The following is a 16,138-nucleotide window of genomic DNA, read 5'->3' as shown; positions in this document are numbered from 1 at the left end:
CATGCGGCCAGGCCGAGCGTCGGTCAATGCTGCGGATTCAACTGCGCCATCGCCTCCCGCACGAAACCGATCAGCGTGTCGTCGACCCACGTATCCTGCCTCAGTGCGGGCTCGTTCATCATCGCCTCGCGGAATTTCGCGTGCGTGGCCGGATCGTGGCCGGCATAGCTGCAGAACAGCTCGAGCCAGCGCTGCGCGAGCGCGCGGCCTTCCGGCGAAGCCGGTCGGGTGCCCGCATCGATCGCGTCGCGCACGTCGCCCATCAGTTGCGGCCATTCCATCGCGCGTTCGCCGTAGTGCGCGCGCATGAAGCGGATCTCGTCCGGCGCGAGATACTTCTCGAAGATCCGCATCTTGTTTTCGGACGACGCGCGCAGCACGTAGTCGCGCAGCGCGGTCGAGATGCCGATCTTCGACTGCATCGCCGGTTCCTGTTCGTGCATCAGGTTCAGCTTCGCCAGCAGCCGCGGATCGTTGTTCGTGTCGCGCACGAGCAGCGTCATCCAGCGACTGGCGAGCGCACGGGCGCGTTCGTCCTCGGCGGGGATGCCCGCGTCGTGCAGCGCGCGCACTTCGTCGACGAGTGCGATCCATTCGGCGTCGCCCGCCTGGCTTTTCTGGTACATCGGCAGGCGCGCGAGTTCTTCCTCGGAAAAATATTTGTCGTACACGGTCATCAACTCCAGTGTGGTGAGCCAATCGGCCAGCTCCGGCTCCGTGCCCGCGGCGAGCTGCGCATGCAGGCTCACGAGCCGCTCGCGCAGCTGCGCGGTCTGCGCGAGCTGACGGTCGAGCAGCGCGATCTGCTTCGCGACGAGCTCGACGAGCGGAGTGCCGGGCTGGTTCAGGTGGTCGCCGATTTCGGTGAGCGACAGGCCGAAGCGACGCAACGCCTGGATCTGGTGGAGCCGGGCGATGTCGTGGCGGTCGTACAGCCGGTAGCCGTTGTCGGCGCGTGCCGAAGGCGTCAGCAGACCGATCGCGTGATAGTGATGAAGCGTGCGGACGGTCAGCCCGCTGCGTTTCGCCAGTTCTCCCACTTTCAGTCGCATTCGTTCCTCCGTTCGGTACGCACACTGGAGTCTCGAACGTTACGCTACGTGAGGGTCAAGCGGAAGAGTGGGCGTCGGGCGCGGAACCCGACGCCCGGGCCGGCTCATTGCGGCGATGGCGGCGCGCTCGGCACGGCGGCGCGGGCTTGCTGGCCGGCCGCCGTCTCGACCGGCGGCGTGCCCATCGCCTGGTAGAGCCGCGCGGTGTCCGCGAACCGCGCGCCGGTCGCGCGGATCTCGTCGAGCCGGGCATTGCGATACTGCAGTTCGCTGGCGCGCGCGGCCGACGGCGGCAGCGCGCCGAGCCGCACGCGGGCCGCCGCGTCGTCGTACGCGCCCCGCGCGGACAACGCGGCGCGCGACGACGCGTCGAGCGCCTGCGCATCGTGCTCGAGCGCCGCGAGCGAATCGGCGACGTTCTGGAACGCGCCGAGCACGGCCTGCCTGTACTGGTCGACGGCGGCCTCGTAGGTCGCCTTGGCCGCGCGGCGCTGCGCGAGCAGTGCGCCGCCGTGGAAGATCGGCTGGCTCAGCGACGCGCCGACGTTCCAGATCGCGCCGGCGCCCGACAGCATCGCCGGCCAGCTGAAGCCGCCTTTGCCCATCGCGGCCGACAGCGACAGTTGCGGGAACATCTGCGCGGTCGCGAGGCCCACTTCGGCCGCGGCCGCCTTCAGCCCCGCGTCGGCGGCCTGGATGTCCGGGCGGCTCCGCAGCAGGTCCGACGGCACGACGACGGGCACCTGTTCGGGCAGGTGCAGGTCGGCGAGCGTGAGATCGGCCGGCGGCCGGTCGGGCGTGCGGCCGACCAGCACCGCGAGCGCATGGCGGGCCGAGTCGCGCTGCTGGCGCAGCGCGGGCAGGCTCGCCGCGAACGTGTCGGCGCTTTGCCGCGCGTTCAGCGCGTCGCTGCGCGACGCGGAACCGAGCGCATAGCGGCGCTCCGCGTCGCGCGCCTGCGCATCGGCGAGTGCGACGAGCCGTTCGGTCGTGTCGATCTGCGCATTCAGCACCGACACCGTGATCGACGCGGTGACGATGTTCGCGGCCAGCGCGCGCCGCGCGGATTCGAGCTGGAACGCGCTGACGTCGACGCGTCGCGCCAGCGCGCGGTTCGCGAAACGCGACGCGCCGAACAGGTCGATCGTGTAGCTCGCCTGCAACTGGCCGACGAACGTGTCGTACAGCAGCGTCGGCGCGCCGAGCGCGGGGATCGGCACACCGAGCGCACGCTGGCGCGTGGCCTGTGCGCCTGCGTCGATCGACGGCAGCATCGAGCTGCCGATCTGCCCGCGCAGCTGTTCGCGCGCGGCATCCAGCGAGTGCGATGCCGCACCGAGCGTCGGGCTGTTGCGCAGCCCTTCGTCGACGAGCGCGTTCAGCGCATCGGAGCGGTACTGCTTCCACCAGTCGGGCACCGGCTGCGCGCCGACCTCGAACTGCTGCGCGACGCCTTGCGCCGCGACCGTCTGCCCGGCTTGCGGCGTGGTGCCGTAGTGCGCGGGCGACGGCATCGCGGGCGGCTCGCCGCTCGGCGCGAACCAGGAACAGCCCGCGAGCGGGCCGGCGAGGCCCGCGGCCGCGAGCGCGCGCGCGGTGTTCGTCATCAGATTCATCGACAGCTCCATGATCAGGCTCCCGACGGCGCGGCGTCGCCGGAAGCGTGGCCACCCTGCGGAGGGCCGTCCTGCGGGTCGCGTTCGTCGCGCTTCACGCGGAACCACGTCGCATACAGCGCGGGCAGGTAGAACAGCGTCAGCACGGTCGCGCTCGTGATGCCGCCCATCAGCGCGGTCGCCATCGGCCCGAAGAAGTTCGAGCGCAACAGCGGGATCAGCGCGAGCACGGCGGCCGCGGCCGTCAGCGTGATCGGGCGGAACCGCCGCACGGTCGCGCCGATGATCGCGTCGACGCGGCCGTGGCCGGCGGCGATGTCCTGTTCGATCTGGTCGACGAGGATCACCGAGTTGCGCATGATGATCCCGAACATCGCGATCACGCCGAGCATCGCGACGAAGCCGAACGGCTGGCCGAACAGCAGCAGCGTGGCGACCACGCCGATCAGCCCGAGCGGCGCGGTCAGCACGACCATCAGCACGCGCGAGAAGCTCTGCAGCTGGATCATCAGCAGCGTGAACACGGCGATCGCCATCAGCGGCATCTGCGCATTGATCGAGTTCTGCGCCTTCGCGCTTTCCTCGACCGAGCCGCCGATGTTGATCTGGTAGCCGACCGGCAACTGCGCGCGCAATGCGTTCAGCTTCGCGTCGACCGCATGGGTGACGTCGATGCCCTGCGCGCCGGCGCGTACGTCCGACTGCACGGTGATGGTCGGCTGGCGGTCGCGCTCCCACACGACGCCGTATTCGAGCGTCGGCTTGAAGCGGCCGAGCGAGCCGAGCGGCACCGGGCCGTTCGGGGTCGGCAGCGCGAGGCCGGCGAGCTTCGCGGGGTCGACGCGATCGGCCTTCGGCGCGCGCAGGTCGACCGCGATCAGCTTGTCGCGTTCGCGGTACTGCGTGACGGTCGTGCCGGACAGCGTCATCGCGAGGAAGCTCGAGACGTCCTGCGACGTGACGTTCAGTTCGCGCGCCTTCTTCTGGTCGATCTCGAAGCGCACCGAGCGCTCGGCCGGTTCGTCCCAGTCGAACTGCACGTTGACCGTGCGCGCGTCGCCGCGCATCGTCGCCGCGACCTTCTCGGCGATCGAGCGGACCGTCGCGATGCTGTCGCCGCTCACGCGGAACTGCACCGGGTAGCCGACCGGCGGGCCGTTCTCGAGCCGCGACAGCCGCCAGCGCACGGCCGGGAACTGCTCGCGCAGCGTGGTTTCGAGCCAGGTCGCGAGCTTCTCGCGATCCTTCACCGATTTCGCGGTGATCACGAACTGCGCGAAGTTCGGCAACTGAAGCTGCTGGTCGAGCGGCAGGTAGAAGCGCGGCGCGCCGCTGCCGACGAAGCTCACCGAATGATCGATCTCGGGACGCTTGTCGATCACTTTCTCGAGGCGCTCGGTCTCGCGCAGCGTCGCCGCGAACGACGCGCCTTCCGGCAGACGCAGGTCGACGAGCAGCTCGGGGCGATCGGAACTCGGGAAGAACTGCTGCGGCACGAGCGAAAAGCCCATCAGTGCCACGACGAACAGGGCGCCCGTGATCAGCAGCACGACGAAGCGCCGCTCGATGCACCAGTCGATCCAGCCGCGCAGGCGGCGGTAGAAACGCGTGTCGTAGATGTCGTGCTCGTGGTCGTCGGGCAGGTGCGCCTCGTGCGCGTGCCGCTTGCGCTCGGGCAGCATGTGGTAGCCGAGCAGCGGAATCAGCACGACGGCCGCGAACCACGACGCGATCAGCGCGATCGCCGACACCTCGAAGATCGAGCGCGTGTATTCGCCGGTGCTCGATTTCGCGAGCGCGATCGGCAGGAAGCCCGACACCGTGACGAGCGTGCCGGTCAGCATCGGGAACGCGGTGCTCGTATAGGCGAACGCGGCGGCGCGTGCGCGCGTGTAGCCCTGTTCGAGCTTCACGGCCATCATCTCGACCGCGATGATCGCGTCGTCGACGAGCAGCCCGAGCGCGAGCACGAGCGTGCCGAGCGACACCTTGTGCAGCCCGATGTCGAATAGGTACATGAAGAGGGCGGTGACCGCGAGCACGACCGGGATCGAGATCACGACGACCATCCCGGTGCGCAGGCCGAGCGACACGAGGCTCACGACCAGCACGATCGCGACCGCTTCGGCGACGGCTTCGAGGAAATCGTCGACCGAATATGCGCGACCGCGTGCGGCATGCTCGACACCTCGACCAGCTTGAGGCCGGCCGGCAGTTGCGCCTGCAGGTCCTTCGATTCGGCGTCGAGCGCCTTGCCGAGCCGGATCACGTCGCCGCCCGGCTGCATCGTCACGCCGATGCCGAGCACGGCCTTGCCGGCCGCACCTGAGCCGGCCGCGCCTGAGCCGGCCGCGCGCATCTGCGTGACGACCGGGTCGTCGTAGCCGCGCCTCACGGTCGCGAGATCGCCGAGCCGGAACGTGCGGCCGTTGATGCGGATCAGCGTGTCGGCGATCGCATCGACGTTGTCGAACTGGCCGCTCGGCCGCACGAACACGCGATCGTCGGCGGTCGTCAGCACGCCGGCCGACGAGATGTCGTTCTGCGCGTTGATCGCCTGGCCGAGCTGTTGCGGCGAGATGCCGAGGCGCGTGAGCTGCGCGTTGTTCACCTCGATGAAGATCCGCTGGTCGGGGTCGCCGAAATAGTCGACCTTGCCGACGCCCGGCACGCGCAGCAGCACGGTGCGCAACTGATCGGCATAGTCGTGCAGTTGCGCGGGCGTGAAGCCGTCGCCTTCGAGCGTCCAGATGTTGGTGTAGACGTCGCCGAATTCGTCGTTGAAGAACGGGCCCTGTACGCCGGGCGGCAGCGTATAGCCGATGTCGCCGACCTTCTTGCGGATCTGGTACCAGGTCTCGGGCACGTCCTTCACGGGCGCCGAATCCTTCATCGTGAAGAAGATCAGCGATTCGCCGGGGCGCGAATAGCTGCGCAGGAAGTCGATGGCCGGCGTTTCCTGCAGCTTGCGGCCGATCCGGTCGGTCACCTGTTCCTGCACCTGCCGCGCGGTCGCGCCGGGCCAGAAGGTGCGGATCACCATCACGCGGAACGTGAACGGCGGGTCTTCGGACTGCGCGAGCCGCGTGTACGCGAGGATGCCCGCGAGCGTCGCGAGCGCGATCAGGTAGACGACCAGCGCCTGGTGGCGCAGCGCCCACGCGGAGAGATTGAAGCGGCCTTCTTCGTATACGAAACGCTCACGATGCGAAGTCCTCCGGATGCAGCGGCGCGATCGCGCGGACCTTCTCGCCCGCGCTGACCGTGTGCACGCCCTGCAGCACGACGCGCTCGCCGGGCTGCAGCCCGTGCGACACCGTCACCGTGCGCTCGTTGAAGCGCGCGACGTCGACGCGGCGCAGCTCGAGCGTGTCGTCCTTCGTGCGCACGACCCACACGGCCGGCTGCGCGCCGTCGTGGAACAGCGCGGTCGCGGGCAGCGTGATCGACGGCGCGTCGCCGGCGGCCGGTGCGCCGTCGAACGCGACGCTGGCCGTCATCCCGAGCCGGATCGCCGGATCGGGCGCGGCGAGCGTGAGCTTCACGCGATACGTGCGGCTTTGCGGATCGGCGGCCGGCGCGATTTCGCGCACCTTCGCGGCGAACTGGCGGCCCGGCAGCGACGGCAGCGTGACGCTGGCCGCGTGGCCGGGCGTGAGCGACGCAAGCGCGGCTTCGGGCACGTCGCTGACGACGTCGACGTCGCCGGACCACGCGAGCTGGTAGACGGCCTGGCCGGCCGACACGTTCTGACCGGTGTCGGCCTGTTCGGCGGTGATGTAGCCCGCGTGATCGGCGACGAGCGTCGCGTAGCGAAGCTGGTTCCGGGCGAGCGCGAGCTGCTGCTGCGCCTGGTCGCGCTGCGCGAGCGCCGACGTGTAGCTGTTCTCGGTCTGCTCGAGCTGCGCGGTCGCGATCAGGTTTTCGCGCGCCTGTGCGCGGTCGCGGTCGAGCTGCTGCTTCGCGAACGCGAGGCTGTGCGTCGCGGCATCGAGTTGCGCCTGCGCGCTCGCGGCGTTCTTCTCGACGTCGGACGGATCGAGCAGCGCGACGACCTGGCCGACCTTGACCGAATCGCCGAGGCGCACCTTGCGCTCGATGATCTTGCCCGCGATGCGGAACGACAAAGGGGTGGCGTAGCGCGGCTGGATCTCGCCGGGGAGCGTGCGCGACACCGCGACGCCGTCGGCGCGGGCCGGCTGGGCAACGACGGGGCGCGGAGCGGGCGGCGCGGATTCTTTCGGATGACAGGCGGCAAGGACGAGCGCGGCGCCGATCAGCAGCGCGGCGCGGGAACCGGAGCGATTCACGAAACCCCCAGAGGCGGTAAGAACGGAGCGAAACCGGCAAGCGGCGGGCGCTTGCCCCGAGCGGCGCGCAACGATGCGCGCGGACACCATCTTTCAGAAACTGTGGCGAATTCTAATACACACCTGTATCTGAATGCAAAGATGAATCTGAAAGCCAGTTGGCGCCAGGTTGGTGCTAGACTTCGCGGCATGAAACAACCAACGCGCTTGACCCGGGAGCAGAGCAGGGACCAGACGCGCGAACGTCTGCTGATTGCCGCGCACCGGATTTTTCTGAAGAAAGGCTATGTCGCCGCAAGCGTCGAGGACATTGCGGCGGCAGCGGGCTACACGCGCGGCGCGTTCTATTCGAATTTCCGCAGCAAGTCCGACCTGCTGCTCGAGTTGCTGGAGCGCGATCACGCGTCGGTGCAGGCCGAGTTGCGGCAGATCTTCGACGGGGGCGGGTCGCGCGAGCAGATGGAGGCGACCGCGCTCGCCTACTACCGGCGGATGCATATCGACGACCGGTGCCACCTGCTGTGGGGCGAGGCGAAACTGCAGGCCGCGCGCGACGCGAAATTCCGCGTGCGCTTCAACCAGTTCCTGCAGGAATCGCGCACGCGGATGGCCGACATCATCCGTGCGTTCTCGGAGCACTCGGGCACGCCGCTGCTGCTGCCGGCGGAGACGCTTGCGTTCGGGCTGATGTGCCTGTGCGACGGCGTGCAGTCGTACTACACGGCCGATCCGCAGCACGTGTCGGCCGAGGTGGCCGAGGCCGTGCTCGCGGGGTTCTTCTCGTGGGCGGTGCTGGGGCGCGCGCCGGACTGAATCAGCGCTCGCCGGTCATCCGCCGGTACGCATCGAGTAGCGACGTCTTGTAGACGACGCCCGCGAGCGTCGGCTCGGTTTCGCTTTCGATCACCGGCAGGCGTTCGCCCTGGAACGCCATGAAGCGTTCGAGCGCGGTGGCGAGCGGCATGTCGGGCGTCAGGAGCGGAAACGGCGTGTGCGCGTAATGCGCGGCCGTCTTGTCGGTCGTGTCGCGCTTGTCGAGCAGGTCCGACGTGATGTCCTTCAGCGCGACCGCGCCGCGAAAGCGCCCGGCGTCATCGGCGACGTACAGGTACTTCACCGGATATTCGAGAAACACGCGCGTCATGTCGGCGACGCTCGCCGTGAGCGGCACGACCGTCTGCGCGGGCTGGATCAGCTCGCGCATCTGCGTGGTGCGCAGCCGCAGCTTCTCCTGCGCGTCCTGGTAATGGTGCTGCGTGATCTCGTACATCGACGTCGTGCCCGTCGCGCGCGCGACGAAATACGCGAACACGCACGACACCAGCAGCGGCAGCACGACCTGATAGCTCAGCGTCATCTCGAAGATCATCAGGATCGCCATCAGCGGCGCCTGCGTGGCGCCCGCCATGAACGCACCCATGCCGACGATCGCGTACGCGAAGTACGCCGACGTATGGCCGGGCCACAGCGATTCCATCGCGAGCCCGAACAGCGAACCGAACACCGCGCCGACGAACAGCGTCGGCGTGAACACGCCGCCGATCGCACCCGAGCCGACCGTGGCGGAGGTGGCGATGACCTTGAACACGAGCACCGCGACCAGCGCTTGCCAGGTCCACGGCGAATGCAGGATCTGGTTCACGACGCTATAGCCGTTGCCCCATACGTCCGGCGTCCACACCGAGATCACGCCGACGACTAGGCCGCCGAGCGCGAGCCGCACCGGCAGCGGCACCGGCAGCCGCTTGAACTGGTTCTTCGACGCGTCGAGCAGGTGCAGGAACTGCGGCGCGAGCACGCCGCACAGCGCGCCGAGCACGACGAACAGCAGCACCTCGGGGCCGGTGACGGCCGGAAATACCGGCATCTCGTACGGCGGCCGGTAGCCGGCGAATTCGCGCATCACGATGTTCGCGACGACCGACGCGACGACCATCGGCCCGAAGCTCTCCATCGCGATCGTGCCGAGCACGATTTCCGACACGAAGAACGCGCCGGCGATCGGTGCGTTGTAGGCGGACGTGATGCCGGCGGCCGCCCCGCAAGCGACCAGCAGGCGCAGGCGCGGCGGGTCGAAATGCGCGAAGCGGCCGACGAGCGACGCGGCGAGCGCCGCGAGCTGCACCATCGGGCCTTCACGGCCGATCGAGCCGCCGCTGCCGATCGTCAGCAGCGACGACACGCTGCGCCACAGGCTCTGCCGTACCGGCACGACCCCGTTGCCGAGCGCGACCGATTCCATGTAGTCGGTATTGCCCGCCTTCTTGTCGCCGCGCGTCGCGAGCAACAGCACGCAGCCGGCGAGGAAGCCGCCCGCGGCCGGCATCCAGAACCGCACATACCACGGCAGGCGTTTCGCCATCTGCACGAAGCTGCCGCTTTGCCCGGAGATCAGGTGCTGCATCAGGTCGATGCCTTCGCGGAACGCCATCGTGGCAAAGGCGCCGCCGACGCCGACGATGGCCGACCAGATCAGCATCGTATGGGCGTCCGACAGGCGGAACAGCGTTTGGGCGCGAGTGCGCAGCTTCAGCAGGAACGAGAGCACGGCTGAAAGAGGGCGATGGAAAACGACGCGAAGCATAGCATTGCGCCGCGCCCGCGGGACCCTCCCGGCGGGCGCGGCGCGCGACGTGTCACGGGCGGGCAACTCAGCCAAGCCAGTGCTGCACGGCCCAGGTGATCCCGTAGCCGCCGGCGATCAGCCACACGTACAGGATCAGGCCGGTCATCAGCGCGCGCGGGCCGGCTGCGCGGATCTGCGCCACGCGGGTTTCGATGCCGAGCGCGGTCATGGCCATCGTCAGCGCGAAGGTGTCGAGCACGTTCAGCGTGTGCGTGACGTCGGTCGGCAGCACGTTCAGCGAGTTGACGATCACGAAGCCGAGGAAGCCGAGCGCGAACCAGGGCACGGCCACCTTGCGCTTGCCTTGCGCGCCGCCGGCGGTGGCGCGGGCCGAGCGGGCGAGCCACCCGCCGAGCACCAGCAGCACCGGCACCAGCAGCATCACGCGGGTCATCTTGACGATCGTCGCGATGTGCGCAACCTGCGGGCTGATGTCGCTCGCCGCGCCGACCACCTGCGCGACCTCGTGGATCGTGCCGCCGAAGAACAGGCCCAGGCCGGCCGGATCGAGGTTCAGCAGACCGGCGTGATAGGCGATCGGGTACAGGAACATCGACAGCGTGCCGAACAGCACGACGCTGCCCACGGCCATCGCGCTCTGGTGCGGCTTCGACTGCAGCGTCGATTCGAACGCGAGCACGGCGGCCGCGCCGCAGATCGCGCTGCCGGCGGCGGTCAGCAGCGCGGAATCGCGGTCGAGCTTCATCAGCTTCATGCCGGCCCAGGTGCCGATCGCGAGCGTGCTGACGACGACGAGGACCGACACCGTCAGGCCCGGCAGCCCGACCTGCGCGATTTCCTGCAGGCTCACGCGCAGCCCGAAGAACGCGACCGCGATGCGCAGCAGCTTGCGCGCGGAGAAATTGACGCCGGCCGCCCAGCTTGCCGGCATGCCGTCGCGCAGCGCGTTGCCGTACAGCGCGCCGGCGACGATGCCGACGATCAGCGGCGACAGGCCGAGCCCCGCGATCGCGGGAAGCTGGGACAGGCTCGTGACGGCGGCGGCGAACAGCGCGACGAACAGCACGCCGTTCAACTGGCCGCGCATCGACGGCGCGGCCGGGCTGAGATGAGGAGTCGGGGCAGTGGACATGGAAGCACCGTGATGGAGCGTGTTGCGATGCTGTAATCCTAATTTCGTTATATCGATATGAAAAATTGTGATTTGTGACGTAAACTATCCGGAAAGCCGATAATTTATCCCCATGACCCCGGATCAACTGATAACGTTCGCCGCCGTCGCCGAACACCTGAACATCAGCCACGCCGCCGTGGCGCTGCATCTGTCGCAGCCGGCCGTGTCGGGCCAGTTGCGGCTGCTGCAGGACGAATTCGGCGAGCCGCTGTACCAGCGCGAAGGCCGCGGCATCCGCCTGACCCCGGTCGGCGAGCAGCTCGCGCAGTACGCGAAGGCGCAGCGCGACACGTTCGCGCAGGCGCGCGCGTTTCGCGACGCGGTGCGCGGCCTGGAAGCCGGCACGCTGCGCATCGGCGCGAGTACGACACCCGCGAGCTACCTGTTGCCTTACCTGATCGCGGCGTTCCAGCCGCGCGCCCCGCGCGTGGCGATCCACACGATGAGCGGCAATACGGCCGACGTGGTCGCGGCGCTGCCGTCGCTCGACATCGCGATGATCGAAGGGCCGCCCGGCGAGGCGCTGCCGCCGGGCACCGCGGTGCACGCGTGGCGCGAGGACGAGATCGTGGCGATCGTGCCGACCGGGCATCCGCTGGCGGGGCCCGCGCACGCGGGCGGCGTGACGCTCGACGCGCTGGCGGCCCATCCGCTCGTCCTGCGCGAGGCGGGCTCCGCCGTGCGGCAACTCGTCGAGCGCGCATTCGCGCACACGGGCGCGCCGCTGCGCGTCGCATTCGAGATCGCGGGCGTCGAGGCCGTGAAAGAAGCCGTGCGTGCGGGAATGGGCGTCGGGTTCGTGTCCGCGATGTCGCTGCGTCACGACGATGCCGCGCTCGTCCTGCGCTCGCTCGCGCCCGCGCCGCTCGCGCGTCACTTCTCCATCCTGGTGCCGCACGGCGGCGCGCCGTCGCGGGTCGCCGCGCAATTCCTGGCGTTGAGCCTTGCGCAAAACGGGATTTGACGCGCGCACGGAGAAAATCCTAGGGATTTCCTCTATGGCGTGCCCCCGGCACGAGGCGCACCATCCGTCTCAAGCAAATGGAACCGGTTCCATTCCGGGGAAAAGAGGGCGAAATGACAGACATCGTGATCGTGGCGAGCGCATTCGGGATGGACCGCGTGCGTCAGGAGGGCCACGGCGCATTCGTCGCGACCGTCGCGCAGGCGGGCGCGGCCGGGTTCGAGGTGCGGCGCGAACTGTTCGCGTCGGAAGCGGACGCGGCGCATGACGCGCTGGCCGCGCTTGGCGCGCAGCTCGCGGCGCACGGCTTGTGGTCGGTCTACTCGACGCCCGCCAACTTGTACACCGACGCAGGCGCGCTCGACGCCGACGCGCTGCGCGACACGCTCGCGGAAGCCGACGCGCTCGGCGCGCGCTTCGTGAAATTCCAGCTCGGCGGCTTCGCCGGCGATGCGCATGCGGCCGACATCGTCGCGCTGTCGCGCGGCGCGCGGGCCCGCGTGGTGGTCGAGAACGGCCAGCTCCCGGTCGGCGGCGCGCTCGCGCAGTTCCGTGGGCTGTTCGACGCGCTCGATGCGGCCGGCGCGCCGCGCGCGCTCGGGATGACGTTCGACATCGGCAACTGGCAGTGGCCGGGCGAAGCGCCGCTTGATTGCGCGCAAGTGCTCGCGTCGCATGTGGAATACATTCATTGCAAGGCCGTCGAGGGCGAGGGCGCACGCCGTTTCGCCGCCGCGCCGGCACCGAACGACCCGCTCGTGACCGGCGTGCTCGCGGCGCTGCCGCAGCAGGCGCCGCGCGGCATCGAGTTTCCGTTCGACGCGGCCGACCTGGCGGGCGATGCGTGCCGGCGTGTCGCGTGGCTCGAAGCCGCTTGAAGTCCCTTGAAGCGCGCAGGAATGCGCGAAGGACCCGGAGGAATTCACTGATGCACCAGCAACTCGATGTCGTGACCTACGGCGAAGCGATGGCGATGTTCGTCGCGACCGAGCCCGGTCATCTCGCGCATGCGACGCAATTCGCGAAGCGGATCGCGGGCGCCGACCTGAACGTCGCGATCGGCCTGTCGCGGCTCGGCTTCCGGGTCGGCTGGATGAGCCGCGTCGGCCGCGATTCGTTCGGCGGCTACGTGCTCGACACGCTGGCGCGCGAGGGCATCGACGCGTCGTGCGTGACCGTCGATCCGCGTTACCCGACCGGCTTTCAGCTCAAGTCGCGCAACGACGACGGCAGCGACCCGACCGTCGAGTATTTCCGCAAGGGCTCGGCCGCGAGCCACCTGTCGTGCGACGACTACGTGGCCGACTACGTGCTCGGCGCGCGCCACCTGCACCTGACGGGTGTCGCGCCGGCGATTTCCGCGACGTCGTGCGAGCTTGCGTTCAAGCTGGCGCGCGAAATGCGCGCGGCCGGCAAGACGATCTCGTTCGACCCGAACCTGCGCCCGACGCTGTGGCCGTCCGCCGACGTGATGGCGAAGACGCTGAACGCGCTCGCGTCGCTCGCCGACTGGGTGCTGCCGGGCATCGCCGAAGGGCGGCAACTGACCGGGCACGACACGCCGGCCGATATCGCGGGCTTCTATCTTGCGCAAGGCGCGCGCGGTGTCGTGATCAAGCTGGGCGCGCAAGGCGCGTACTATCTGACCGCCGACGGCCGCGAAGGCACGGTCGACGGCGTGCGCGTCGAGCGCGTCGTCGATACGGTCGGCGCCGGCGACGGCTTCGCGGTCGGCGTGGTCAGCGCGCTGCTCGAAGGCCGCGGCGTCGAGCAGGCCGTGGCGCGCGGCAACCGGATCGGCGCGCTCGCGATCCAGGTGATCGGCGACTCGGAAGGGCTGCCGACCCGTGCCGCGCTCGATCGAATCGAAAACGTCACCAATCGCGCCGATCGCTTAGAGGAAACCTTCACCGCGCAATGAGAGGCCGGACACGGCACAATCGCGAGCTATTTCATCGCTTTGCATGGGACCGTAGCCGGTGCCGAAGCACCCCGGTCGACTCAGGAGACACATCCATGACTGCCAATCTCGCCGCTCGACGCTGGTGGACGATCATGCCGATCGTCTTCATCACCTACAGCCTCGCCTACCTCGACCGCGCGAACTACGGGTTCGCCGCCGCGGCCGGCATCAACCAGGACCTCGGGATCAGCAAGGGCCTGTCGTCGCTGATCGGCGCGCTGTTCTTCCTCGGCTACTTCTTCTTCCAGATCCCCGGCGCGATCTATGCGGAACGCCGCAGCGTGAAGAAGCTCGTGTTCGTCAGCCTCGTCCTGTGGGGTGCCTGCGCGGCGCTCACGGGCGTGGTCAGCAACATCCCGTCGTTGATGGCGATCCGCTTCGTGCTCGGCGTCGTCGAGGCGGCCGTGATGCCGGCGATGCTGATCTACATCAGCAACTGGTTCACGAAGAACGAACGCTCGCGCGCGAACACGTTCCTGATCCTCGGCAACCCGGTCACCGTGCTGTGGATGTCGATCGTCTCGGGCTATCTCGTGCACGAATTCGGCTGGCGCCACATGTTCATCGCCGAAGGCGTGCCGGCCGTCCTCTGGGCCGTGTGCTGGTGGTTCCTCGTGCAGGACAAGCCGGCCGATTCCGATTCGCCGTGGCTCAACGCACAGGAAAAGCGCGACCTCGACGCCGCGCTCGCGGCCGAGCAGGCGGCGATCAGGCCCGTGCGCAACTACGGCGAGGCGTTCCGCTCGCCGGCCGTGATCAAGCTGTGCGCACAGTATTTCTGCTGGAGCATCGGCGTGTACGGCTTCGTGCTGTGGCTGCCGTCGATCGTCAAGAACGGCTCCGACCTCGGGATGGTCGCGACCGGCTGGCTGTCCGCGCTGCCGTATCTCGCCGCGACGATCGCGATGCTCGCCGCGTCGTGGGCGTCCGACAAGGTCGGTTCGCGCCGCGGCTTCGTGTGGCCGTTCCTGCTGATCGGCGCGGCCGCGTTCGCCGCGTCGTACGCACTCGGCTCGTCGCACTTCTGGATCTCGTATGCGCTGCTGGTCGTGGCGGGTGCCGCCATGTACGCGCCGTACGGCCCGTTCTTCGCGATCGTGCCGGAACTGCTGCCGAAGAACGTCGCCGGCGGCGCGATGGCGCTGATCAACAGCATGGGCGCGCTCGGCTCGTTCGTCGGCTCGTACTTCGTCGGCTACCTGAACGGTGCGACCGGCTCGCCCGTCGCGTCCTACGCGTTCATGAGCGCCGCGCTCGTCGCCGCGGTGGTCCTCACGCTGTCCGTCAAACCCCAGGCGCCCGATACGCATTCGCTCGCGGCGCCGCTGCAAGGAAAATGAACCCGATGAAGCCTCGTATCGTCGCGTACAAACCGCTGCCCGATGACGTCCTCGCGTACCTGCGCGAGCATGCGGACGTCGTGCAGGCCGACGGCGCCGCCGCCCTCGCCGATGCGCTCGGCGACGCGGACGGCGCGATCGGCGCGAGCCTGAAGGTCACGCCGGACATGCTCGACCGCGCACCGCGGCTGAAGGCATGGTCGACGATTTCGGTCGGCTACGACAACTTCGACGTCGCGGATCTCACGCGGCGTGGGATCGTGCTCGCGCATACGCCGGACGTGCTGACCGAATCGACCGCCGATACGGTGTTCTCGCTGATCCTCGCGTCCGCGCGACGCGTGGTCGAGTTGGCCGAGTGGGTGAAGGCCGGCCACTGGCATCGCAGCATCGGTCCCGACCTGTACGGCACCGACGTGCAGGGCAAGACGCTCGGCATCGTCGGGCTCGGGCGGATCGGCGGCGCGGTTGCGCGCCGTGCGGCGCTCGGCTTCCGGATGCAGGTGTTGTACGCGAACCGGTCCGCGCATGCGGAAGCCGAAACGCAGTACGGCGCACGGCGCGTGACGCTCGACGAACTGCTCGCCGCGTCCGATTTCGTGTGCCTGCAGGTGCCGCTGTCGCCGGAAACGCACCACCTGATCGGCGCGGCCGAATTCGCGAAGATGAAGCGCGGCGCGATCCTGATCAACGCGTCGCGCGGGCCGGTGGTCGACGAAGCCGCGCTGATCGATGCGCTGCGTGCGGGTACGATCCGCGGCGCGGGGCTCGACGTGTTCGAGAAGGAACCGCTGGCCGCGGATTCGCCGCTGCTGCAGATGAAGAATGTCGTCGCGCTGCCGCATATCGGCTCGGCGACGCACGAGACGCGCCACGCGATGGCGCGCTGCGCCGCGGAAAACCTGGTCGGCGCGCTGGCCGGCACGCTGCGCACGAATCTCGTCAATCCGGATGTGCTGACCCGCGCACGCGCCGGCTGAGCGCGCGGGCGCGGCCGGGAGGGGCCGCGTACGACAGGCTTTTTTCGCGTCGATCGTTTAGAGTCGATGGACTTGGAGCCGTCCCGTCGGCTGCGTTATGATCGCCCGCTCGTCGCCTCGAAGCTGGAGCCGTTGCCGCCCGCTTCGGGCGA

The 16,138-nt window shown here is 69.0% G+C and carries 11 protein-coding genes and 1 pseudogene; 6 read left to right on the top strand and 6 right to left on the bottom strand.

Annotation, left to right across the window (positions count from 1 at the left end):
• Positions 1-23: 23 nt before the first annotated feature.
• The 4 genes and pseudogenes from WT26_RS12280 to WT26_RS12265 form a co-directional block, all read right to left on the bottom strand.
• Positions 24-1,052 carry a MerR family transcriptional regulator gene (locus tag WT26_RS12280; RefSeq protein ID WP_069272994.1) on the bottom strand — a complete coding sequence of 343 codons (1,029 nt, stop codon included), beginning with the start codon at positions 1,050-1,052 and terminating at the stop codon, positions 24-26.
• Between the two features lie 104 nt (positions 1,053-1,156).
• The gene (locus tag WT26_RS12275; RefSeq protein WP_069272993.1) at positions 1,157-2,680 is read right to left on the bottom strand and encodes an efflux transporter outer membrane subunit; all 1,524 of its coding nucleotides are present in this window, start codon (positions 2,678-2,680) and stop codon (positions 1,157-1,159) included.
• 2 nt (positions 2,681-2,682) lie between these two features.
• Positions 2,683-5,891 (bottom strand): annotated as a pseudogene (locus tag WT26_RS12270) (efflux RND transporter permease subunit).
• The gene (locus WT26_RS12265) at positions 5,869-6,978 is read right to left on the bottom strand and encodes an efflux RND transporter periplasmic adaptor subunit (protein ID WP_069272992.1); all 1,110 of its coding nucleotides are present in this window, start codon (positions 6,976-6,978) and stop codon (positions 5,869-5,871) included. The pseudogene WT26_RS12270 and the gene WT26_RS12265 overlap by 23 nt, the downstream one beginning before the upstream one ends.
• Positions 6,979-7,167: 189 nt before the next feature.
• On the opposite strand from WT26_RS12265, the gene WT26_RS12260 reads away from it, so the two are divergent.
• Positions 7,168-7,791, top strand: coding sequence for a TetR/AcrR family transcriptional regulator (locus WT26_RS12260; RefSeq protein WP_069272991.1), 624 nt, complete (start codon positions 7,168-7,170; stop codon positions 7,789-7,791).
• 1 nt (position 7,792) lies between these two features.
• Here the strand turns inward: WT26_RS12260 and WT26_RS12255 are convergent, their stop codons facing one another.
• Together WT26_RS12255 and WT26_RS12250 are read right to left on the bottom strand one after the other, a co-directional pair.
• On the bottom strand, positions 7,793-9,526 hold the full coding sequence (locus WT26_RS12255) for a ClcB-like voltage-gated chloride channel protein (RefSeq protein ID WP_196774797.1): 1,734 nt from the start codon (positions 9,524-9,526) through the stop codon (positions 7,793-7,795).
• Positions 9,527-9,629: 103 nt separating this feature from the next.
• Positions 9,630-10,697, bottom strand: coding sequence for a YeiH family protein (locus WT26_RS12250; RefSeq protein WP_059520976.1), 1,068 nt, complete (start codon positions 10,695-10,697; stop codon positions 9,630-9,632).
• A 112-nt stretch (positions 10,698-10,809) separates the two neighbouring features.
• Here WT26_RS12250 and WT26_RS12245 point away from each other — a divergent pair, with 112 nt between their 5' ends.
• The 5 genes from WT26_RS12245 to WT26_RS12225 all read left to right on the top strand — a co-directional run bounded on the left by WT26_RS12245 (position 10,810) and on the right by WT26_RS12225 (position 15,986).
• The gene (locus WT26_RS12245) at positions 10,810-11,703 is read left to right on the top strand and encodes a LysR family transcriptional regulator (protein ID WP_069272989.1); all 894 of its coding nucleotides are present in this window, start codon (positions 10,810-10,812) and stop codon (positions 11,701-11,703) included.
• A 113-nt stretch (positions 11,704-11,816) separates the two neighbouring features.
• Positions 11,817-12,581 carry a TIM barrel protein gene (locus tag WT26_RS12240; protein ID WP_069272988.1) on the top strand — a complete coding sequence of 255 codons (765 nt, stop codon included), beginning with the start codon at positions 11,817-11,819 and terminating at the stop codon, positions 12,579-12,581.
• Positions 12,582-12,631: 50 nt separating this feature from the next.
• Positions 12,632-13,624 (top strand): sugar kinase, encoded by a 993-nt coding sequence (locus tag WT26_RS12235; protein WP_069272987.1) that lies wholly within the window; start codon positions 12,632-12,634, stop codon positions 13,622-13,624.
• A 95-nt stretch (positions 13,625-13,719) separates the two neighbouring features.
• On the top strand, positions 13,720-15,006 hold the full coding sequence (locus tag WT26_RS12230) for an MFS transporter (protein WP_069272986.1): 1,287 nt from the start codon (positions 13,720-13,722) through the stop codon (positions 15,004-15,006).
• A gap of 5 nt (positions 15,007-15,011) precedes the next feature.
• Positions 15,012-15,986, top strand: coding sequence for an NAD(P)-dependent oxidoreductase (locus WT26_RS12225; protein WP_069273749.1), 975 nt, complete (start codon positions 15,012-15,014; stop codon positions 15,984-15,986).
• Positions 15,987-16,138: the final 152 nt, after the last annotated feature.

This window comes from Burkholderia cepacia (assembly GCF_001718835.1).
GTDB classification, from domain to species: domain Bacteria; phylum Pseudomonadota; class Gammaproteobacteria; order Burkholderiales; family Burkholderiaceae; genus Burkholderia; species Burkholderia cepacia_F.
Note: the sequence above shows the minus strand (reverse complement) of the source record. Positions and strands in the feature narration are given on the sequence as shown.

Coding starts and splice junctions, on each gene's coding strand:
- WT26_RS12275 (WP_069272993.1), bottom strand. CDS start 2,680: ATGGAGCTGTCGATGAATCTGATGACGAACACCGCGCGCGCGCTCGCG.
- WT26_RS12280 (WP_069272994.1), bottom strand. CDS start 1,052: ATGCGACTGAAAGTGGGAGAACTGGCGAAACGCAGCGGGCTGACCGTC.
- WT26_RS12230 (WP_069272986.1), top strand. CDS start 13,720: ATGACTGCCAATCTCGCCGCTCGACGCTGGTGGACGATCATGCCGATC.
- WT26_RS12235 (WP_069272987.1), top strand. CDS start 12,632: ATGCACCAGCAACTCGATGTCGTGACCTACGGCGAAGCGATGGCGATG.
- WT26_RS12260 (WP_069272991.1), top strand. CDS start 7,168: ATGAAACAACCAACGCGCTTGACCCGGGAGCAGAGCAGGGACCAGACG.
- WT26_RS12250 (WP_059520976.1), bottom strand. CDS start 10,697: ATGTCCACTGCCCCGACTCCTCATCTCAGCCCGGCCGCGCCGTCGATG.
- WT26_RS12240 (WP_069272988.1), top strand. CDS start 11,817: ATGACAGACATCGTGATCGTGGCGAGCGCATTCGGGATGGACCGCGTG.
- WT26_RS12225 (WP_069273749.1), top strand. CDS start 15,012: ATGAAGCCTCGTATCGTCGCGTACAAACCGCTGCCCGATGACGTCCTC.
- WT26_RS12245 (WP_069272989.1), top strand. CDS start 10,810: ATGACCCCGGATCAACTGATAACGTTCGCCGCCGTCGCCGAACACCTG.